An 18,754-nucleotide genomic window follows, 5' to 3' on the forward strand; every position below is an offset into this window, starting at 1 on the left:
GGCTATACAGTTATGCAATAAGGGGGGAATGAAGCTTTGGCAGATGAAAAAATTTTAAGCAGCAGCCAGGTTGCCGATTTATTCCAGCAGCCAGGAACCAATCCGGGTCTCGGAAAGGCTCCCAATTTGACGGATTTTATTAAGCAAACGGGTCTTAAAACGTCAAGCCTTAACGATTTTCTAAAAACACTTGAAGGGCAGATCAGTATCCAAACAGAAAGATCTGCTGCTGAAACATTAAAGAACACAATTTAACATCTGAGGTCTTTGATAAAATTTACTAGTTTTATCAATTAACATTTCTATGCAAAGCCCCTGGTAATTGCCCGGGGCTTTGCTGGCACTATAGGAAAAATATAAATGGGTCATACATCGGCCATGAATAATGAATAAAATTGCATGAGTCTGTGGCTCACAACCGGGAATGAAAAATGCATCGCTGTTAAACTATAGAGGGCCTTGCTTAGAAGCAAGGCCTTTATAACAGCAATTAATGTCTTTCCTCGTGTGGCTGATAGATACGCACCCGAACCCTGGTTTCACTTATTATTTCTGCCAACACTCCCAGTTCAAGGTTGATTTTGATTTTATTATCCTTGGTAATAATAGCTTTCAGGCATTCAGGGTGTTTTATTATTTCTACCCTGGCGTCAATCGGCTTAGTTTCATCACCGGCAAAATCCGTGATAGGGATAATTTCTTTTAGCGGTACGGTTTCTTTTACAACGTCGGTGGATTTGCCTTCATCATAAGCATACCAGATGTGTGTTTCGAAAGTCCCGCCAATATTGATACCGGATTCTTGGTTTTCCATTGCCTTGCGCAGGCCGGTTTTTCCGGTGAGTTGGAATTTGGTTACTGTAAATCCCAATATCTGTGATGGTTGTTGACCTTCCGGGGGTTTGATTACTTTGCTGACTTGAAAATATTTTTTTATATTACCACAAACCGCTTTAGTGATTATTTCCCTGAATTGTCCGGAATCCGGCTTTAATTTAGACCATTCCGTTTGGAGCATAATGTCACCTCCTTAAGGTAATAAATGAACACTTTATCCTTTGATTAAATTATGTTTCGATTATATAAGGTGTGCCTGGTGAGAAATGAATTTAAGTAAAAACAACCGCTGAGAAAAAAAGCGGTTGTTTTTTACGCAAAATATAAAGCTTATACAATAGATCATACTATGCTTTAAATATTGGCCGGCTGCCAGCAGCCATTGACAAGTTGCTCAATATTAACCGGTTTTCCCAGCCGCAGGTAAGTTTGAACGTAAACTTCCGCCAACCACCTGGAATGGAGGTGGTATTGTCGGAGATTGCCTTCACCGCCGATAGTCAAACGAAAAGCCAAAGTTTGTTGCATGATAGCCACCTCCGATAATCTCATATTATGCACATTATACAGCATATTATTTAATTGAGCAATAGATAATTTCTTGTGGGGTTTAATTTTTTTATCCGATGCGTGGTTGGAAAAACCTTTGAGATTTAAGCTGATTTGCAGTACAATATAGGTATAGAACACCAGTTTTGCGACCTGGGTAAAAAACTTCAAGCATACTGGCAGGGGGATGCGGTTTTGAAAAAAATTTTTGTGGTAGATGATGATCCCGATATCGCTGAAATAATAAAAAAATACCTGGAACGCGAGGGATTTACCGTGCGGGTGTTCAGCGGGGCGCAGGGCTTGCTGGACGCGCTGGCCCGCGAACTGCCGGACATGTTTATTCTGGATATTATGATGCCGGGCATGGACGGCCTGGAACTTTGCCGGGAAATTCGCCGCCGGGGCGATGTGCCGATAATTTTTGTTTCCGCCCGGGGTGAGGAAGTGGATCGCATTCTCGGGCTGGAACTGGGCGGGGATGATTACCTGACCAAACCTTTCAGTCCCCGGGAACTGGTAGCCCGGGTACGCACCGTTTTGCGCCGGGCGCCCGTTCCCGTGTCCTCCGGCGAAGAGGTGCGGGCGGGTGACCTGAACATTTATCCGGACCGGCGGGAGGCTGTCGCCGGGGGCGGGACGCTGGATCTGACCGTCAAGGAGTTTGATTTGTTATACCTGCTGGCCAGGCATGCCGGGCAGGCCTTGAGCCGGGAGCAAATACTGGACCGGGTGTGGGGGTATGATTACGTGGGCGATACCCGGGCCGTGGATGACGTGGTCAAGCGGCTGCGGCGCAAAATGAAGGAGAGGGGGGCCCAAACCCGGGTGGTCACGGTATGGGGCTACGGGTATAAAATTAATGTTTAGAAGAAAAAGCATCGCTCTGCGCATCGCCCTGGGTTACCTGGCAGTGATCATGCTTACCGGCTTGTTGATGGGGTCGTCATTTTGGCTGCTGCTCAACCGGCATTTGGAGCAGACGGCCCGGGAAAACCTGCTCCGGGATGCCCGCAGCGTGGCGGACATGTTGATTGACCGGCCGGAGTCTGGCTACTGGCAGCGCGGCATGATGCACCAATACATGACTTATCACATGTTAGGGCGGGTTATCCAGGGCGAATATTTGTTGGTCAACCGGCGGGGAGTGGTGGTGGAAAGCAGTATTTCCACGGTACCCGCCGGCAGCGTACTGGACCCCGCAGTGGCGGAGCAAATGACCGACGCCGGCATCTACGAGGGTCGGGTTACCCTGGGGAATGAACGTTACGTGGCGGCGGCCCGTTACTTGAGCGGCATGAACGGCCGCGGCGCGGCGGTGGTACTGCTTACCCGGGTGGAGGGTCTGGAGGAAATCCGGCGGGAACTTTTAACCCTTTTTTTAATCAGCCTGGGCGCAGCGTCGTTGGCGGCCCTGGTAATTACCGTGCTGCTGGCCCGGCGTATCTCCCGTCCGCTGGCGTTGCTCCGTGAAAAAGCCCACCGGGTGGCCGAGCGCAATTTCGGCTGGCGGGTACCGGTGGATACCGGCGATGAAATCGGGGAACTGGGACAGGCTGTTAACGCTATGGATGAAAAGCTGGCGGCTTACGACCGGGCGCAAAAGCAATTTTTCCAAAATGCTTCACACGAGTTAAAAAGCCCCTTAATGTCCATCCAGGGTTACGCAGAAGGGGTTCGGGACGGTATTTTTCATGGCCCGGAGGCGGGCCGGGCCCTGGATGTTATCGTGCGGGAGACCGGGCGGCTGAAAAACCTGGTGGAAGAACTGGTTTACCTGGGTAAACTGGAGAGCGCTTTCGGGGTATATAAATTTGAAGAAATTGAGCTTTTGGAAGTGCTGGAGCAGGCGGTGGAATCGCAGCGGGTGGTGGCCCTGGAAAGGGGTATTGACCTGGAGATAACCCGGTGTCCCGAGGCTCACCTGCGCGCGGACGGGGAAAAAATGGTCCGCGTGTTTATTAACCTGATTTCCAACGCCCTGCGATATGCTTCCAGCCGGGTCGAAGTGGACGCCGAGGCCGCCGGCGGGGGCAATGTTCGGGTGACGGTGCGGGATGACGGGCCGGGATTCACCGGAGAAGACCTGCGGCACCTGTGGGACCGGTTTTACAAGGGACCGCGGGGGGGCAGCGGTCTGGGTCTGCCCATTGCCCGGGCCATTGTGCAAGAGCACGGGGGCGATATTTGCGCACGGAACGCGGCGGTGGGCGGTGCGGAATTAGAAGTTCTGCTGCCGCTCGGGGACTGATTCGGGTGTTTGGACCTATTTAATGATTATTTAACAGAAATTTGTTTGAATTTTTACACCCTTATTATATAATTAGCATATGCTATGTTCTGTAGCATAAACTAACAAGGTGATTATCCAACAACCAAGGAGGAATGTCTGTGACGAAAGAATTGATAGACCAGATTTTGCGGGATATCGGACTGGAGAAAATTGAACCCGAGCATAACGACATTAAAAGGGAGGCCGCGCCAAAAGCCAAGAAGGCAAAAAAAAATAAGGAGTGATTACCGTGTACGCCGGAGATAAATGACCGGGGGCTGGTTTAAATAAAAAACCTGCCCCCGGTTTAGTTTTTGTTAGGAAATATACGTATAAGGGACTGGTACCGATTCGTTGTGTGAATCGGTGCCAGTCCCCTTTTTATTCTTTTCAATTTTGGTAAATTTCTACCCCCGCTCGCCCTCGCCGGGTAAGTGATGTGCGCTGCCGACATCCTTGTGTCCCTCATCGTCCCGCTGGTACAGCACCCGGCGGGGGTAGGGGATTTCGATACCCGCCCGGTCCAGGGCGTACTTGAAGCGGCGGCGCAGTTCGCGCTCCACGGCCCAGTGTTCGCCGGGTACGGTGGGGGCGATGGCGCGGATATTCACCGAAGAGTCGGCCAGTTCGGTAACGCCCTGTACCTGGGGAGTGTCCAGGATGGTTTCAATTTCCCGGAAGGCGATTTCGCACTCCTGCTGCAGGACCGCGATGGCCCGGTCGATGTCCTCCTCGTAGGCGATGCCCACCGTCACCAGGGCCAGCATCGGCCCCCGGTTGTAGTTGGTCACCCGGGTGACTTCCCCGTTGGGTATGACGTGCAACTGCCCCGTCCATTGGCGAATTTTGCAGGTGCGCAGGCCCACTTCCTCCACCGTGCCGACCACGCCGGCTGTTTCCACGAAATCACCCACGCTGAACTGGTCTTCAAACAGTATGAAAAAGCCGCTGATCACGTCTTTCACCAGGTTTTGGGCGCCGAAACCCACCGCCAGGCCCAGGATGCCGGCGCTGGCCAGGATGGCACTGGTGTTGACGTTGAAAATTTGCAATATCATCAGGCCGGTCACAAAAAATACGACATAAGTAAGCACGCTGCGGAGCAGCACTTCCAGGGTTTGCGCGCGGCGTTTTTCTATGAAATTATCCTTGATTTCCCTTTGTGCAAAAATTTGTTTGATCGCCAGCCGGCCGAAGTTGACGGCCAGCTTGGCACCCACCAGTATGCCTATAGTTTTCAGCAATTTAATGCCCAGGGACTTTAAATCATCGGGTGAAATAATTCTAACATTAAATATTTCCAAAATTATGACGGCTGCCATAAAATAGCCGCCGTACAGCAGCAATGTTTTCAGCAAAGCCCGCACGGAATTAATAAAACTGTCCGAAAGGATGCTTTGCCCCGTGGCGGTTTCGTCATTCAGCTGGCGTTCCTTTTCATTGCCTGGAGAAGGTTTGTTTTGTTTTACCAGCCGGTCCAGCGCAAAAGATAAAATTTTAACGGCTATGAAGGTGACCGCCAGCACCGCCGCGGCAAGCGCCAGGTCGGTCAATAATGACTGGATGTTTATGCCGGCCAGCCAATTCTCAAATGTTTTCATAATTGTAAAATGATCGTCACCTCGCAGAAAATGAATATTTTAACTGCTAGTTATTATAACATAAAAATTATGCGCTGAAGAGCCGGGCAGAACAGGCACATAAACCAGCAACTGCCAGGGTATAACTAATTTTGCGTGTTAAATCTATCTTAAGCTGCCGGGTTACTTAATAACGGTTGGCAAACCAAATAACACAATATCCAGGTAATATAGTTAGTTTAAAGAAGTTAAAGTTTGACCCCGGGAGGGTGGAGGATGTCCTGGCTGAGAAAGCTGGCCAAGTATTTGCTGTATCAAAAGCCCGAAGAGCCATCCACTACGTTTATGGCGGGGATAGAAGACCGGCCGGTGAAAGATGTTCGGCAGCCCGGCGCAAAAGGGGCAAAAGGGGCCGGTGATAAGTCCGCCGGGTGGAGAGAGGATGCACCGGGGGCCGAACCCGGAACCCGGGAAGGGAAAAAACGGGGCCGGACCGCCAGGGCAAGGAAAGCGCGGGGAGGCAAAAAAACCGGGGAAACACCTGCGCCCGATGCCGTCGAGTCCGGGCATCCGGATACCGGAGATAACGGGAGCGAAGCTACGGGGCAACGAGGTATGCAAAACGGAGACGATGTTGCGAAGCAGCCGGTTGCCGGAGGGAAAAACGGGAACAATGCCGCCGGGCAGGCGGTGGCCGGTGAAAAAAACGAAGCCGATTCCGCCGTGCGGGAAAAGTACGCCGGCCAGGTGGCGGAAAACCAGGCCATAGAGGAAATGCTCCGGGCAAAAACCAAACTGGCCTACGATTTGGAAGAAAACCGGCGGGTGCTGACCGCGATTTTTCGCGTGCCCCGGAACAAGGACGCCGTGTTGCGCACCCTGACCATCGGTACGGACCCGCCATTCAGAGCTTTGCTGGTGTTCATAGACGGGGTGGTTAATTCCCAGGTGCAAAACCTGGCCATATTACAGCCCCTGATGCTGTTTTCGGACCTCAAGGCACAGGCGGAAAAACAGAACGGGCAAAACGGATCGGCCGGCCGATATAAAGATTTTTTCGACCGGGTTAAGGAAGCGCTGGTGCCCAATAACCAGGTGGCGGTGGCGGATAACTATCAAAAAGTGGTCAACGATGTGCTGGGTGGTAACAGCGCGCTGTTCATCGACGGCTTTAACCAGGCTTTATTGTTGGAGACCAAGGGCTGGCATTTCCGCAGCATATCCCCTCCCCAGGTGGAGGCCGTCATCCGCGGTCCCCAGGAGGCGTTTACCGAGCAGATCAGGATCAATACCTCCCTGGTCAGGAAAATAATCCAGCGCCCCGCGCTGGTGACCGAGTTCATTAAGATCGGCGACGTTTCGCCCATGCAATGCGCCATCATGTACATGGCCGACCTGGCCAACCCCGACCTGGTGGGGGAGGTGAAAAGGCGGCTGGAATCGGTGCGCGGCGATTATTTGCAGGAAACCGGTTTACTGGAGCAGATGATAGAGGATTCACCCCTGCACTTGATGCCGCAGGTGTTGACTACCGAGCGCCCGGACCGGGTGGCCGCCGGTATCATGGAAGGTAAGGTGGCTGTTTTGGTGAACGGCAACCCCTTCGTCATGGTGGTGCCCTGTACCTTTTTCGACCTGATGCAGTCCCCGGAGGATGCCTATATCAGGTGGCCCCTGGGGACTTTTATCAGGATTATACGTTATGTGGGGCTGTTTCTGGCACTACTGCTGCCCGCCCACTATGTGGCCATCACGGCTTTTCACCAGGAGTTCATTCCCACAGACCTACTGCTGGCCATGACTGGGGCGCGTGAAAAGGTACCGTTTCCTTCCATCGTGGAAATACTAATCATGGAGGCCTCTTTTGAGTTGATCCGGGAGGCCGGGATCAGGATACCGGGCACCGTGGGCACCACTTTGGGCATTGTGGGCGCCTTGATCCTGGGCCAGGCGGCGGTGGCCGCCAACATCGTCAGTCCCATACTGATTATTGTGGTGGCCGTGACCGCCATAGGTTCCTTTGCTATTCCCAATTATTCATTTTCCCTGTCCGTCAGGGTGCTTAGGTTTGTTTACATTTTTTTGGCATCTCTTTCGGGACTTTTGGGCATCCTGGTGGGCTTTTTCATTCACGTGGGGTTCATGGTCAGCTTGCGGTCTTTCGGCGTGCCTTTCATGGTGCCGGCAGCCCCGGTCACGGGCACAAGCGCCAACTATTTTGTTCGGGGGCCGGTGTGGCAGCAGGAGACCAGGCCCGATTATGTCGATCCGTTGCAGCGGCGATACCAGCCCGAGGTCAGCCGCGGCTGGCTGCGCCCCGGCGGCAGGAAAGGGGTAAAAGGTCGTAAATGATGCGGCAGCAAACCGTGATCGGGGTGTCCGAAGCCGTAACCATACTGTTTATTTTTATTTCGGCCAAGACTTTTCTTAGTTACGGCCGGCAGTTCTTTCATGAAAGTTACAACGCGGCCTGGATGGTTCCTCTGGTACAAACGTTTGTCGGACTGGCGGGGGTGCTGTTGCTGGTAACTCTGCTGCAGAAGTTTCCCGGCCGCAACCTGGTGGAGATCGGAGAGGAACTTGCCGGGCCGTATATCAACGGGCTGTTTGCGCTGTTTTACCTGACCGTGTTTATACTTGGGGCGGCGCTGACCCTGCGGGGGGTCAGCGAGCGGGTGGAGGCGGGTTACCTGCCCAACACCCCCATCAGCATGGTGGTCCTTTTCTTTGCGGTGGGGGCCGTGGTGGTAGGTTACCTGGGCCCGGAGGCGGTATCCCGCACCGCCCGGTTTCTGCTGGGGGTCCTCCTGGTTACCACCATGGTACTGATCGCCCTGACCGTGCCCCTGTGGCGTTTTCATACCCTTTACCCGCTGTGGGGTTCCGGTCCCCTGGAGATTTTGAAGTCCGGGCTGACCTCTTCCGGGGATTTTGTGCAGATTCTACTGTTGGGGATCATATATCCCTTTTTGCCCGGCGGAAAAATAAAACAGGTAGGGGTCTGGGGGGTGGCTATTGCGGGTTTTTTTATGTTTACTTACATTTGGACCTCTCTGCTGGTTTTTACTTACCCCGCGGTCAGTGAACTGGCGCTGCCCAGTTTTGAAATCTCCCGCATGGTCAACATTGGCCGGTTCGGCCAGCGAGTGGAAGTTTTGTTTATGCCCGTATCCATATTCGCCAATTTAATATTTTTGTCCGTATCCCTTTACGCTGCCGCCTCCGTATTGTGCAGCCTGTGCAAATTGCGCGATTACCGGCCCTTTGTGCCGGCCATGGCGGTGCTGGTGCAGACGGTGGCGTTTATTCCCCAGAACGTGCCGCAGCTAATTTACTGGAACGAGGCGTACCTGAGCAAGTACAGCCTGGGCGCGCTGGCCGGTATACTGCTGGTACTGCTGCTGATCACGCGATTCAAGGGTAAGGGAGGCGTTATAGATGAAAAAAGCACTTAGCGCCATCCTGCTGGCCGTTTTACTGCTATCCCCGGCGGGCTGCTATGATTATTCCGAACCCGACGAAAAGGCCTGGGTGATGGCCTTGGGGCTGGACAAGGGGCGGCAGAATGTACTTACTGTCACGGCGGTTATCGCGGTGCCCAAGAACATCGCGGGGGGCGGTGGGGGGCAGCCGGCGTCGGGCGGGGGCGGCCAGGGCGGTTTTATTACCGTCTCCCTGGAGACCGAGACCCTGCTTAGCGCCCTGGAACTTTTAAACGCTGTGATGGACCGCAAGGCCGACTTGTCGCATAACAAGTGGTTTGTTTTCTCCCGGGAACTGGCCGAGGAAGGCATCGGTAAGTATTTCGCCCCCATCGCCCGGTTTTACCAGTTCCGCCGCACCTCGTCGGTTATTGTCTGCCAGGGGCGGGCCGAGGAATTTCTGGCCAAGGGCCAGCCCAAGCTGGAAGACAACGTGGGCAAGTATTATGAACTCATGCATCGGGGCTGGCGGTACACCGAATTTATTCCCTTTGACAATTTTCACCATTTTTACATTAAATCAAGTTCCCCGGGTATCGAACCCGTGGCCGTTCTGGCGGCCCTGGAGCGCAAGAGCCCCGTTTATGAAACCGATGCGCCCAAAACCATGGGGCGGTACCAGGCCGGGCGAATCCCCCGGGAAGGCGGCGGCAACATCGAGATTATGGGGGGAGCGGTTTTTCGTGCGGGGAAAATGTTGGGTACATTAAACGGTGACCAGGTGGGGGTGCAGAAAATGTTCAACGGCACCTTCAACCGTACCATTGTGGACCTACCCGACCCCGAACACCCGGACCAATATATTATTTTGGAGGTGGAACCCCGGCAAGCGCCCGAGGTGAGGGTGCAAATATCGGACGGTTATCCTCGGATTACGGCGTCTTTAAAGCTGGAAGGAGATATCATCAGTATCCAGAGCGGGGTAAACTACACACGGCCGGAGCGACTCCCCGATCTGGAACGGGCCGTGGAGGAGGCCCTGCTGGAAAATGTCAATAATACCGTGGCCAAAAGCCAGGAACTGGGTGCTGATTTTCTGGGGTTCGGGCTGCACGCCAAGAAGCTTTTCCGCACCTGGCCCGAGTGGGAGGCGTATAAATGGGAGGAGAAATACCCCCTGGCCGAGGTTACGGTTAACGTTGATTACCGGATCCGGCGCAGCGGTTTGCTGCACGAAATGGAGCCGCTGCAGTAGGTGGTGAGTTAATGCTGAATTTTTTAATCGTACTGGCGGTGGGGCTGGTTTCCCTGCACGTGGCCAGCTACGGTTGGTATGCGTGGCGTGAGGAAAAAAAACTGCGCGGCGCGGCGGGGGCGTTTATCACCGCCGGCGTTACCTTTCTGGCACCGGTTATGCTGTTGTGGTATTATGCGTATTTCGCGAACTAAAAGCGCCCGCGGGCTTTATGCGGTACGCCCGAAACGCCGGCAGCCCCAGCGGAAAAAAACCAGGAAAACGCGGGACAGTATGAAAACGCCCGTTAAGCTGGTCAGGGTGAAAAACCAGCTCCAGCTTATGTATTCTATGAGGTCTGTATATAACTCAATGAGATATTCCAATGCTGTTATGCCGGCGCTGAACAGAAGAGCGTAGTAGAAAGCGGGCCACAGGCCACGCCTGAGGGTGACCTGATTGTACAGCACGCACAGGGTGGGGAGAACCAAAATCTCAAACAGAAGGTTGGTGTCAAAGAGATAACCTAACAGGCGGACGGGGTAAATAATCATTCCCTTTTCCACCACAATGGAGCCAAGGATCAAGTTCAGGTTGGACTTGAAGAAAAAAAGCGCCGTACCGGGCCGACGGCATGAGTTTAGTGGACGGCATAGCCATTGGCGCATCCATTGGGATGCTTTTCGGTGTGATTTACGGCTCGGTGGTGTTTATCGGACCCATTGCCTTGGGACTTTTGGGCCTGGCGGCCGGGGGCGGGGTGGGCTACCTGCTGGACCGGGTGATACAGAGGCAAAGGTTGCGGCGTAAAAGTGCCCCATCCGGCGAAATTATCGTGGTGGCGCGCTGTCGCAACGTGGCGGAAGCGGAGTTGGCCGAAAATATCATGCGAAAAGCACAGGCCGGCGCCCTGGGCCGGGGGGTTGATTTGGCCAAACTGAAATGACCGGAATGTGCGAGACACTATCTTGACCGGAGGGCATGAAAAACACAGGGTTGTCGTCCCTTGGACAGCAACCCTGTGTTTTAAGTATACTACCTGTTACTTTTGCTTGTTTTGATTATTTTGATTGTAAACCTGATACTGGGGTTCCTGTTGTTCGATGTAATTTACCCGGCCTTCAAAACCGTTTTTAATTTGCTCGATCTGGTTGGCGTAATCGGTGAACATTTGCTTCGCCTGCTGGTCATCAGTTTCCAGGGCATAGGTTTTTAAATCGGCATGGACGGAGCGCAAACTGTTCAGCGTCGTATGCATTTTAGTGCCTACTGTCATGGCCTCGCCTCCTTTTGAATTTTACAAGGTTATTATGAGCTTTTGTTGCGTGATATATTTATTTCGGTGGCGTACGGTTTTTGACTTGATTAGGTGTGTTTTCCTGTGCATGATGATTCAGGGCTGGATATGGCGAAGCAAAATCCAAATCAAGGAATTTATTGTTTGTATTTCCCTTAGTGTAATTAATTACAATGGGTATTAAATAAAAAAAGCAAAGAGGGTTGCGCCCTCTTTGCTTGGGGGGGTGTTTTTTTATCTGCTATGGTTTTAGTCCTTCAGCAAATGTTTGGCAATCACCAGACGCTGGATCTGGTTGGTGCCCTCGTAAATCTGGGTTATCTTGGCGTCGCGCATATAACGCTCCACCGGGTACTCCCGGCAGTAGCCGTAACCGCCCAGGATTTGCACAGCATTAGTGGTCACTTCCATGGCGGTGTCGGTGGCGTACATTTTGGCCATAGAGGCTTCCTTGCTGTAGGGCAGGCCCATGTCGCGCATGCGGGCGGCCCGGTAGACCAGCAGGCGGGCGCAGTCGATGCGGGTGGCCATGTCCGCCAGCATGAACCGGATGGCCTGGAAGTCGGCGATGGGCTTGCCGAACTGCACCCGTTCTTTGGCGTATTGTTTGGCCACGTCAAAGGCCGCCTGGGCGATGCCCAGCCCCTGGGCGCCGATACCGATGCGCCCGCCGTCCAAAAGGGCCATAGCCACTTTAAAACCTTCGCCCTCCTTACCCAAAAGGTTTTCTCTGGGTACCCGGGCGTTGTCGAAGATAAGCTCGGTGGTCTGGGAGCCGTTCAGGCCCATTTTTTCTTCCTTTTTGCCCACGGAAAAGCCCGGGGTGTCCTTGTCCACCAAAAGGCAGGTGATGCCCTTGTGGCCCTTGCTTTTGTCGGTGGTGACAAAGGTGACGTACACGTCGGCCTCGCCGCCGTTGGTGATGAATATTTTGTTGCCGTTGACGATATAATGATCACCTTCCAGCCGGGCGGTGGTGGAAAGGTTGGCCGGGTCGGACCCGGCGTTGGATTCGGTCAGGGCAAAGGCGCCCAGGAATTCGCCGCCGGCCAGTTTGGGAATATATTTTTGCTTTTGTTCTTCAGTACCGAAGTACAAAATGGGGAAAGTACCCACCGAAGTGTGTACGGCGAGAATTACGCCGGTGGAGGCACAGGCCCGGGAGATTTCTTCAATGGTAATAATATACGATAGAAAATCGCAGCCCGCGCCGCCGTACTCTTCAGGGATGGGCACGCCCATCAGGCCCAGTTCGGCCATTTTTTCGATGTTTTCCCGGGGAAAGCGGTGGGTGCGATCTATTTCCGCCGCCCGGGGGGCCAGTTCGTTCTGGGCTAGTTTGCGCACCATGTCGCGCATCATTTGCTGCTCGTCGGTTAATTGATAAGGCATCTATGGCAGCTCCTTTCGCGTGTAGGTTTTTTCAACCAGCTCGGGGGCGATTGTTCCCCGCTTCGTTCAGAATCTACGCGCCGACGGGACTATGGCTTACTTCGGGCCGGATTTGGCGGTCCTGCATAATGCGCGCGACGGTTAGTTATATTGGGTGAATCATTTAACAGTCGCATTCACCTTAACTGCTGCTAAATTTTTTCCGGCGCGATTCGTCCCGCCAATCCGGCAACCTCAGCTTCGCCAAGTCCCGTTACCGGCGCTCCGATACATCACTCGCGGGGAACAATCGCCCCCGCTTGCTTTGGCGCTACTCCACCCGCACCATGACTGCGTCGCCCTGGGCGGCGCCGCTGCAGATGGCGGCCACGCCGATGCCGCCGCCGCGGCGGCGCAGTTCGTAAATCAGCGTCATCAAGATGCGGGCGCCGCTGGCGCCGATGGGATGGCCAAAGGCGATGGCACCGCCGTTGACGTTTACCTTGTCCGGGTTCCAGCCCGCGATTTTGCCGCTGACCAACGCCACTGCGGCAAAGGCTTCGTTGACTTCCAGCAGGTCCACTTGGTCGATGGTCATCCCCTTTTGTTTGAGCAGTTTGTTTATGGACAACCCCGGTACGGTGGCGATGTACTTGGCCTCCTGGGACACCGAGGCGTGGCCCAAAACGGTAGCCATTGGTTTAATGCCCAGTTCACCGGCTTTTTCATTCGACATAATAACCAGAGCGCCCGCACCGTCGTTCACCCCGGGGGCGTTGCCGGCGGTGACGGTGTTGTTGGGGTCGAATACGGGGGGCAGCTTGCGCAGTGCTTCCATGCTGGTTTCCCGGCGGGGTCCTTCATCGGTGTCCACCACGACGGGGTCACCTTTTTTCCGGGGGATGGTCACCGGTATGATTTCCTCTTTGAGCCGGCCGCCGTCAATGGCGGAGATAGCCAGTTGGTGGCTGCGCAGCGCCCACTCGTCCTGTTCTTCGCGGCTGATGTTGTATTCTACGGCCACTTCACCGCCGTGGATGGCCATGTGCCGGTCATAGAAGGAGCACCACAGCCCGTCATGTACCATCAAATCTGTAAATTGGGTATTGAACATGCGCAGGCCCCACCGCGCGCCCGGTACAAAGTAAGGGGCGTTGCTCATGCTTTCCATGCCGCCGGCCACTATAACGTCCGCGTCGCCGGCCCGGATAATCTGGTCGCCCATGGTGACAGCCCGCAGGCCCGAGGCACATACTTTATTGATGGTTTCCGACGGCGTTTCCCAGGGCAGGCCGGCTTCCCGGGCGGCCTGGCGGGAGGGAATCTGCCCGCAGCCGCCCTGCAGCACCTGGCCGAAAATGACGTTGTCCACTGTTGCACCGTCGATGCCGGCTCGCCGAACGGCTTCGGCAATGGCAATGCCGCCCAGTTGGGTTGCCTTGAGGTTTTTTAGCGCGCCGCCAAGTTTGCCGAACGGGGTCCTGGCCGCGCTGACGATTACCGATTGACGCATGTTTTTTATACTCCTTTCAAAAAATCAAAAATTTGATTATGATAAAATTATTCGAATTGGTTACAAAAATTAAAAATTAACAGAAGCAAAGCCTGTGCCAGGTTGCAAATATTTCGTCATCTTTTGAAATACTTAAAGGGAAAGGACTTGAACTGGGGTTGCGGGGACTTTGCTGGTTTTCGACTGTAAAGGGGCATGATAATTATGTATGTATTGTGGACAGTGAAAGGCGGGGGTGTAAATAAATGTGAGAAAAAAATAAAAAGCCTTACCGCAAACGGGCAAGGCGTTGACAGCGTGGTATGTAACTGCCTTATTCAAGAACCATGACTACTGTATCGGTATTGACGACGTCGCCGGGCGCGACTTTAATTTCTTTAACTGTGCCGTCGGCGGGAGCGAAAATTTTAACCATCATCTTCATGGCCTCAATGGTGGCTACCGCGTCGTTGGCTTTTACCTGATCGCCCTCTTTTACGTCAACGGATACCAGTTTTCCTACCATCGGTGATACTACGTTGGTCATTAAGAATTACCTCCCCCTGATTTTCTTTTTCGAACACACATTTTAAGATTAGCCTATGTCCGGTATTTTAAGCTAATCCGCTGAAAAACATACATTGACCGGGCCGGGCACGGTGTATGCCGGCCGGTCCAAGTATGTCCCGGCAAGGAAATTATTACATATTTTAATTGCAACGTCAATTTAATTTTTGAAAAACAACACCTGCCAGGTGGAAATTTTGTCTTGCCGTTTGACGTGATCAATGTTAGAATACACCTTTATACGGTAGATTTTAATTTGCCGGCGGAGCAATAAATGCCGAAATAATTAAATAGAGGAAATGTTTAACCCGCCATAGAATAATAAATGGGTAAATCTTATTGTAATTACTTTTGATTTGGATAAAATAATACTGTGTATGGAAAACATTACATAAATAATGACAACTTAAAAGGGGGAGCATTCATGAAAGCGACCGCGGAAAGATTAGAAAACAATACCGTAGTTCTCGACGTAGAGGTTGACGCCGAACAGTTGGACAAGGCGATGGATCAGGCTTATCGTAAGCTGGTCAAGAAAGTCAGCGTGCCGGGATTTCGCAAGGGCAAAACCCCGCGGATGGTTTTTGAAAATTTTGTCGGCAAGGAAACCCTTTATAATGAAGCCATTGAGCTGGTCGTGCCGGAGGCATATATGCAGGCGGTGAGCGAAACCGGCGTGGAGCCGGTTTCTCAGCCTCAGTTGGAACTGGAGCAATTGGAAGAGGGCAAACCCGTCAAATTCAAGGCTACCGTACGGGTCAAGCCCGACGTAAACCTGGGCCGGTACCTGGGCCTTCAGGTAACCAAACCCAAAGTGGAAGTCACCGAGCAGGATGTGGAGAACGAGCTGAAAAAGCTGCAGGAGAGACATGCTCAATTAATTAATCTGGAAGAGGGTGCCGTGGAGAACGGTGACATCGCCATTATTGATTTTGTGGGTAAAAAAGATGGTGTGGAATTTGAAGGCGGCAAGGGAACAGATTACCATCTGGAAATCGGGTCCAACACCTTTGTGCCCGGTTTTGAGGACCAACTCATCGGTGTCACTGTGGGTGAAACCAGGGATATTGCTGTGACTTTCCCGGATGATTATCCCAATGATGACCTGAAAGGGCAGGATGCCGTATTTACGGTGACCGTAAAGGGCATCAAACGTAAACAACAGGCTGCCCTGGACGATGAGTTTGCCAAGGATGTCAGCGAATTTGACACCCTGGAGGAATTTAAGGCTGACTTGTTGAATAAATTAAAGGAAGCCGCGGAGCAGAGGGCCAAGCAGCAAGTTATGAACCAGGCCGTGCAAAAGGCCGTGGAAAACGCCGAAGTGGACATTCCCGAGGAGATGGTGGACACCCGGGTGGCGGAAATGGTGGAAAATATGGAAAGACGCCTGATGGCGCAGGGTCTGAACATGGAAAATTACCTCAAGTATACCGATTCCACGCTGGACGACTTGAAAAACAACCTGCGCGATGACGCCAGGCGGGGCGTAAAAACAACTCTGGTGCTGGAGGCCGTCGCCAATAAGGAAAACATTGAGGTCAGCGATGAGGACCTGGAAAAGGAAATTGCCTCTATGGCTGAAAATTACCAGCAGGATCCCGCCGTTTTGCGTAAAATACTTGAAGGACAGAACCAGATTGAATATATTAGAGATAGCTTAAAACAGCAAAAGGCCATTGAATTTATTGCGCAAGCGGCCGAACAGGTGGAAGAAGACGCCGGGCAGGAAGAAGACACAAACCCGCCGGCTGCAGAATAAGTTAAATAGACGGGGGTTATTTTTTGTGATATGGTCGTAAATAATATCGTATAATTGTTAGGAGGAGATTAGCAAGTGTCTTATCTGGTACCCATTGTTGTTGAGCAGACCAACCGGGGCGAAAGATCCTATGACATATACTCCAGGCTGTTAAAGGACAGGATTGTCTTTATCGGCGGCCCCATAGACGACGGCGTGGCCAATTTGGTTATTGCGCAGTTGTTGTTCCTGGAAGCGGAAGACCCGGAAAAGGATATCAACCTGTACATTAATTCACCCGGCGGGGTGGTAACGGCCGGGATGGCCATATATGATACGATGCAGTATGTCAAGCCGGACGTATCAACCATTTGCCTTGGGCAGGCAGCCAGTATGGGGTCTTTCCTTCTGGCGGCCGGGGCGCCCGGCAAGCGTTATGCTCTGCCGTATGCCCGGATTATGATTCACCAGCCATTGGGCGGTGTGCAGGGCCAAGCCACGGATATTGACATCCATGCCAAGGAAATCCTGCGCATGAAAGATACTTTGAATGATTTGCTCTCCAAGCATACCGGCCAGCCCAAGGAGAGAATTGCCCGTGACACGGAACGCGACTTCTTCATGTCGGCTCAGGAGGCAAAAGAGTACGGCCTTATAGACAAGGTGTTTATGAGAGCCAAGCAAAGCTAAAAGAGGTGGAATTATGTTTAATGAAAAAGGTCAGCTGAAATGCTCCTTTTGCGGCAAGCTCCAGGATCAGGTGAAAAAACTTGTGGCCGGGCCGGGTGTATACATTTGTGACGAGTGCATTGAACTATGCAACGAAATCATCGAAGAAGAACTCAGCGAAGACATCAGCCTTGACCTTGGCGATATTCCAAAACCCATGGAAATCAAGGATATTTTGGATCAGTATGTCATAGGACAGGAAAGCGCCAAGAAATCTCTGGCCGTGGCTGTTTATAATCACTACAAAAGAATTAACCTGGGCAGTAAAATCGACGATGTGGAATTGCAAAAGAGCAATATTGTCATGCTGGGCCCGACCGGCAGCGGGAAAACCCTGCTGGCCCAGACGCTGGCCAGATTGCTGAACGTGCCTTTTGCCATTGCCGACGCCACTTCGCTTACAGAGGCCGGTTATGTGGGCGAGGATGTGGAAAACATTTTACTGAAACTGATACAGGCAGCCGATTACGATGTAGAAAAGGCCGAAAAGGGCATAGTATACATTGACGAGATTGACAAAATCGCCCGTAAGTCCGAAAACCCCTCCATTACCCGGGATGTATCCGGGGAAGGCGTGCAGCAGGCGCTTTTGAAAATCCTGGAGGGCACTGTGGCCAGCGTGCCGCCCCAGGGTGGGCGCAAGCATCCGCACCAGGAATTCATCCAGTTGGATACCACCAATATCTTGTTCATTTGCGGTGGCGCCTTTGACGGGATCGAAAAGATTATCCAAAACCGCATCGGCAAGAAGGTGATGGGTTTCGGCGCGGAGATCAAGCCCAAGCAGGAAATGCGCATCGGTGACATATTAGCGCAGATTTTACCTGAAGACCTGCTGCGTTACGGTTTGATTCCCGAATTTGTGGGCCGTCTGCCCATCATTGTTACATTGGACGCGCTGGACGAAGACGCGCTGGTACGTATTCTCACCGAACCGCGCAACGCGCTGGTCAAACAATATGAAAAACTCCTTGACCTGGACGGCGTAAATCTGGAATTCCAGCACGACGCCCTCAAGACCATTGCCCAGGAGGCGCTGCGGCGAAAAACCGGCGCCCGGGGCCTACGCTCCATCCTGGAGGACATCATGCTGGAAATCATGTACGATATTCCGTCCCGGGACGATATCGCCAAGTGCATCATTACCAGGGATACTATATTAAAAAAGGAAAAGCCCGTGGTTATTTCCATGGAGCGGAAAAAGAAAAAAGAGGAATCAGCATAAAAAAGCCACCCGACAGGGTGGCTTTTTGGTGGTTGGTGGTTGTTAAAAAAGAGGGCTGGGCAAAAAGGGGACTGGCTCTTTTTTCGCATTTTGAAAAAAGTGCCTATCCTGAAAAGGCATATTGGGTGCGGGCGGGTTGTTCCCCGCAAGTGATGTATCGGAGCGTCGGTAACGGGACTTGGTGAAGCTGAGGCTGCCGAATTGGCGGGACGAATCGCGCAACAAACCACTGGCATAGCTTGAAAAGAGAAAGCTATTGTTAATAAATGACCCAGTATAACTACCCGTTCTGCGCATTATGCAGGACCGCCAAATTCGGCCCGAAGCGAACCTTAGTCCCGTCGACGCGGAGATTTTGAACGCAGCGGGGAACAACCCGACCTGCACGCTTTTCATCCTCTGTTGGTGCCGCGATAGCGGCATGAAAGTCTGTCCCCT

General features: G+C 52.7%; 20 protein-coding genes. 12 read left to right on the plus strand and 8 right to left on the minus strand.

Annotated features, from left to right (window positions below; genetic code table 11):
* The first annotated feature begins 36 nt into the window (after positions 1–36).
* The gene (locus BM299_RS11270; protein ID WP_092484112.1) at positions 37–255 is read left to right on the plus strand and encodes a hypothetical protein; all 219 of its coding nucleotides are present in this window, start codon (positions 37–39) and stop codon (positions 253–255) included.
* A 235-nt stretch (positions 256–490) separates the two neighbouring features.
* Here BM299_RS11270 and cotE read toward each other — a convergent pair whose 3' ends face one another.
* Positions 491–1,018, minus strand: coding sequence for an outer spore coat protein CotE (cotE, locus tag BM299_RS11275; RefSeq protein WP_092484115.1), 528 nt, complete (start codon positions 1,016–1,018; stop codon positions 491–493).
* A 173-nt stretch (positions 1,019–1,191) separates the two neighbouring features.
* A complete protein-coding gene (locus tag BM299_RS19365) occupies positions 1,192–1,365 on the minus strand; it encodes a hypothetical protein (protein ID WP_165608285.1) in 174 nt (57 codons plus the stop codon).
* Between the two features lie 216 nt (positions 1,366–1,581).
* Between BM299_RS19365 and BM299_RS11285 the strand changes: the two genes are divergently transcribed.
* From BM299_RS11285 to BM299_RS20230, 3 genes are all read left to right on the plus strand, one after another.
* Positions 1,582–2,256, plus strand: a complete 675-nt coding sequence (locus BM299_RS11285) for a response regulator transcription factor (RefSeq protein WP_092484121.1) — start codon at positions 1,582–1,584, stop codon at positions 2,254–2,256.
* The gene (locus BM299_RS11290; RefSeq protein WP_092484124.1) at positions 2,249–3,637 is read left to right on the plus strand and encodes a sensor histidine kinase; all 1,389 of its coding nucleotides are present in this window, start codon (positions 2,249–2,251) and stop codon (positions 3,635–3,637) included. The genes BM299_RS11285 and BM299_RS11290 overlap by 8 nt, the downstream gene beginning before the upstream one ends.
* Positions 3,638–3,777: 140 nt before the next feature.
* Positions 3,778–3,903 (plus strand): hypothetical protein, encoded by a 126-nt coding sequence (locus tag BM299_RS20230; protein WP_281246368.1) that lies wholly within the window; start codon positions 3,778–3,780, stop codon positions 3,901–3,903.
* A gap of 162 nt (positions 3,904–4,065) precedes the next feature.
* Here the strand turns inward: BM299_RS20230 and BM299_RS11295 are convergent, their stop codons facing one another.
* Positions 4,066–5,259 carry a mechanosensitive ion channel family protein gene (locus BM299_RS11295; RefSeq protein ID WP_092484127.1) on the minus strand — a complete coding sequence of 398 codons (1,194 nt, stop codon included), beginning with the start codon at positions 5,257–5,259 and terminating at the stop codon, positions 4,066–4,068.
* A gap of 255 nt (positions 5,260–5,514) precedes the next feature.
* On the opposite strand from BM299_RS11295, the gene BM299_RS11300 reads away from it, so the two are divergent.
* From BM299_RS11300 to BM299_RS11315, 4 genes are read left to right on the plus strand one after another with little or no spacing between them, the layout of a single operon-like run.
* The gene (locus BM299_RS11300; RefSeq protein ID WP_245779742.1) at positions 5,515–7,590 is read left to right on the plus strand and encodes a spore germination protein; all 2,076 of its coding nucleotides are present in this window, start codon (positions 5,515–5,517) and stop codon (positions 7,588–7,590) included.
* Entirely contained in the window at positions 7,587–8,693 is a 1,107-nt protein-coding gene (locus tag BM299_RS11305; RefSeq protein WP_092484130.1) for a GerAB/ArcD/ProY family transporter, read from the plus strand. The genes BM299_RS11300 and BM299_RS11305 overlap by 4 nt, the downstream gene beginning before the upstream one ends.
* Positions 8,677–9,915, plus strand: coding sequence for a Ger(x)C family spore germination protein (locus tag BM299_RS11310; RefSeq protein WP_092484133.1), 1,239 nt, complete (start codon positions 8,677–8,679; stop codon positions 9,913–9,915). Before BM299_RS11305 ends, BM299_RS11310 begins: the two co-directional genes overlap by 17 nt.
* 11 nt (positions 9,916–9,926) lie before the next feature.
* Positions 9,927–10,109 carry a hypothetical protein gene (locus tag BM299_RS11315; RefSeq protein WP_092484136.1) on the plus strand — a complete coding sequence of 61 codons (183 nt, stop codon included), beginning with the start codon at positions 9,927–9,929 and terminating at the stop codon, positions 10,107–10,109.
* A 15-nt stretch (positions 10,110–10,124) separates the two neighbouring features.
* Here the strand turns inward: BM299_RS11315 and BM299_RS11320 are convergent, their stop codons facing one another.
* Entirely contained in the window at positions 10,125–10,562 is a 438-nt protein-coding gene (locus BM299_RS11320; RefSeq protein WP_281246369.1) for a CBO0543 family protein, read from the minus strand.
* On the opposite strand from BM299_RS11320, the gene BM299_RS11325 reads away from it, so the two are divergent.
* The gene (locus BM299_RS11325) at positions 10,529–10,840 is read left to right on the plus strand and encodes a hypothetical protein (RefSeq protein ID WP_092484141.1); all 312 of its coding nucleotides are present in this window, start codon (positions 10,529–10,531) and stop codon (positions 10,838–10,840) included. The two genes, BM299_RS11320 and BM299_RS11325, sit on opposite strands and share 34 nt — an antisense overlap.
* 96 nt (positions 10,841–10,936) lie before the next feature.
* On the opposite strand, the gene BM299_RS11330 is transcribed toward BM299_RS11325, so the two are convergent.
* The 4 genes from BM299_RS11330 to BM299_RS11345 form a co-directional block, all read right to left on the minus strand.
* Entirely contained in the window at positions 10,937–11,170 is a 234-nt protein-coding gene (locus BM299_RS11330) for a DUF1657 domain-containing protein (protein ID WP_092484144.1), read from the minus strand.
* A gap of 270 nt (positions 11,171–11,440) precedes the next feature.
* Positions 11,441–12,583: an acyl-CoA dehydrogenase gene (locus BM299_RS11335; protein ID WP_092484147.1), complete on the minus strand. Its 1,143-nt coding sequence runs from the start codon at positions 12,581–12,583 to the stop codon at positions 11,441–11,443.
* Positions 12,584–12,893: 310 nt separating this feature from the next.
* Positions 12,894–14,075, minus strand: coding sequence for an acetyl-CoA C-acetyltransferase (locus BM299_RS11340; RefSeq protein ID WP_092484149.1), 1,182 nt, complete (start codon positions 14,073–14,075; stop codon positions 12,894–12,896).
* Positions 14,076–14,388: 313 nt separating this feature from the next.
* Complete coding sequence (locus tag BM299_RS11345) at positions 14,389–14,601, minus strand: biotin/lipoyl-containing protein (RefSeq protein ID WP_092484152.1); 213 nt, start codon at positions 14,599–14,601, stop codon at positions 14,389–14,391.
* A 444-nt stretch (positions 14,602–15,045) separates the two neighbouring features.
* Here BM299_RS11345 and tig point away from each other — a divergent pair, with 444 nt between their 5' ends.
* From tig to clpX, 3 genes are all read left to right on the plus strand, one after another.
* Positions 15,046–16,383, plus strand: a complete 1,338-nt coding sequence (gene tig / locus BM299_RS11350) for a trigger factor (protein ID WP_092484155.1) — start codon at positions 15,046–15,048, stop codon at positions 16,381–16,383.
* Between the two features lie 75 nt (positions 16,384–16,458).
* Positions 16,459–17,052 (plus strand): ATP-dependent Clp endopeptidase proteolytic subunit ClpP, encoded by a 594-nt coding sequence (gene clpP, locus BM299_RS11355; RefSeq protein WP_092484158.1) that lies wholly within the window; start codon positions 16,459–16,461, stop codon positions 17,050–17,052.
* A gap of 13 nt (positions 17,053–17,065) precedes the next feature.
* On the plus strand, positions 17,066–18,316 hold the full coding sequence (gene clpX / locus BM299_RS11360) for an ATP-dependent Clp protease ATP-binding subunit ClpX (protein WP_092484161.1): 1,251 nt from the start codon (positions 17,066–17,068) through the stop codon (positions 18,314–18,316).
* The last annotated feature ends 438 nt before the right edge of the window (positions 18,317–18,754 follow it).

It is taken from the genome of Desulfoscipio geothermicus DSM 3669, assembly GCF_900115975.1.
Taxonomy (GTDB): Bacteria; Bacillota; Desulfotomaculia; order Desulfotomaculales; family Desulfallaceae; genus Desulfoscipio; species Desulfoscipio geothermicus.

Coding starts and splice junctions, on each gene's coding strand:
- cotE (WP_092484115.1), bottom strand. CDS start 1,018: ATGCTCCAAACGGAATGGTCTAAATTAAAGCCGGATTCCGGACAATTC.
- BM299_RS19365 (WP_165608285.1), bottom strand. CDS start 1,365: ATGCAACAAACTTTGGCTTTTCGTTTGACTATCGGCGGTGAAGGCAAT.
- BM299_RS11290 (WP_092484124.1), top strand. CDS start 2,249: ATGTTTAGAAGAAAAAGCATCGCTCTGCGCATCGCCCTGGGTTACCTG.
- BM299_RS11295 (WP_092484127.1), bottom strand. CDS start 5,259: ATGAAAACATTTGAGAATTGGCTGGCCGGCATAAACATCCAGTCATTA.
- BM299_RS11300 (WP_245779742.1), top strand. CDS start 5,515: ATGTCCTGGCTGAGAAAGCTGGCCAAGTATTTGCTGTATCAAAAGCCC.
- BM299_RS11305 (WP_092484130.1), top strand. CDS start 7,587: ATGATGCGGCAGCAAACCGTGATCGGGGTGTCCGAAGCCGTAACCATA.
- BM299_RS11310 (WP_092484133.1), top strand. CDS start 8,677: ATGAAAAAAGCACTTAGCGCCATCCTGCTGGCCGTTTTACTGCTATCC.
- BM299_RS11315 (WP_092484136.1), top strand. CDS start 9,927: ATGCTGAATTTTTTAATCGTACTGGCGGTGGGGCTGGTTTCCCTGCAC.
- BM299_RS11325 (WP_092484141.1), top strand. CDS start 10,529: ATGAGTTTAGTGGACGGCATAGCCATTGGCGCATCCATTGGGATGCTT.
- BM299_RS11320 (WP_281246369.1), bottom strand. CDS start 10,562: ATGCGCCAATGGCTATGCCGTCCACTAAACTCATGCCGTCGGCCCGGT.
- BM299_RS11330 (WP_092484144.1), bottom strand. CDS start 11,170: ATGACAGTAGGCACTAAAATGCATACGACGCTGAACAGTTTGCGCTCC.
- BM299_RS11335 (WP_092484147.1), bottom strand. CDS start 12,583: ATGCCTTATCAATTAACCGACGAGCAGCAAATGATGCGCGACATGGTG.
- BM299_RS11340 (WP_092484149.1), bottom strand. CDS start 14,075: ATGCGTCAATCGGTAATCGTCAGCGCGGCCAGGACCCCGTTCGGCAAA.
- BM299_RS11345 (WP_092484152.1), bottom strand. CDS start 14,601: ATGACCAACGTAGTATCACCGATGGTAGGAAAACTGGTATCCGTTGAC.
- tig (WP_092484155.1), top strand. CDS start 15,046: ATGAAAGCGACCGCGGAAAGATTAGAAAACAATACCGTAGTTCTCGAC.
- clpX (WP_092484161.1), top strand. CDS start 17,066: ATGTTTAATGAAAAAGGTCAGCTGAAATGCTCCTTTTGCGGCAAGCTC.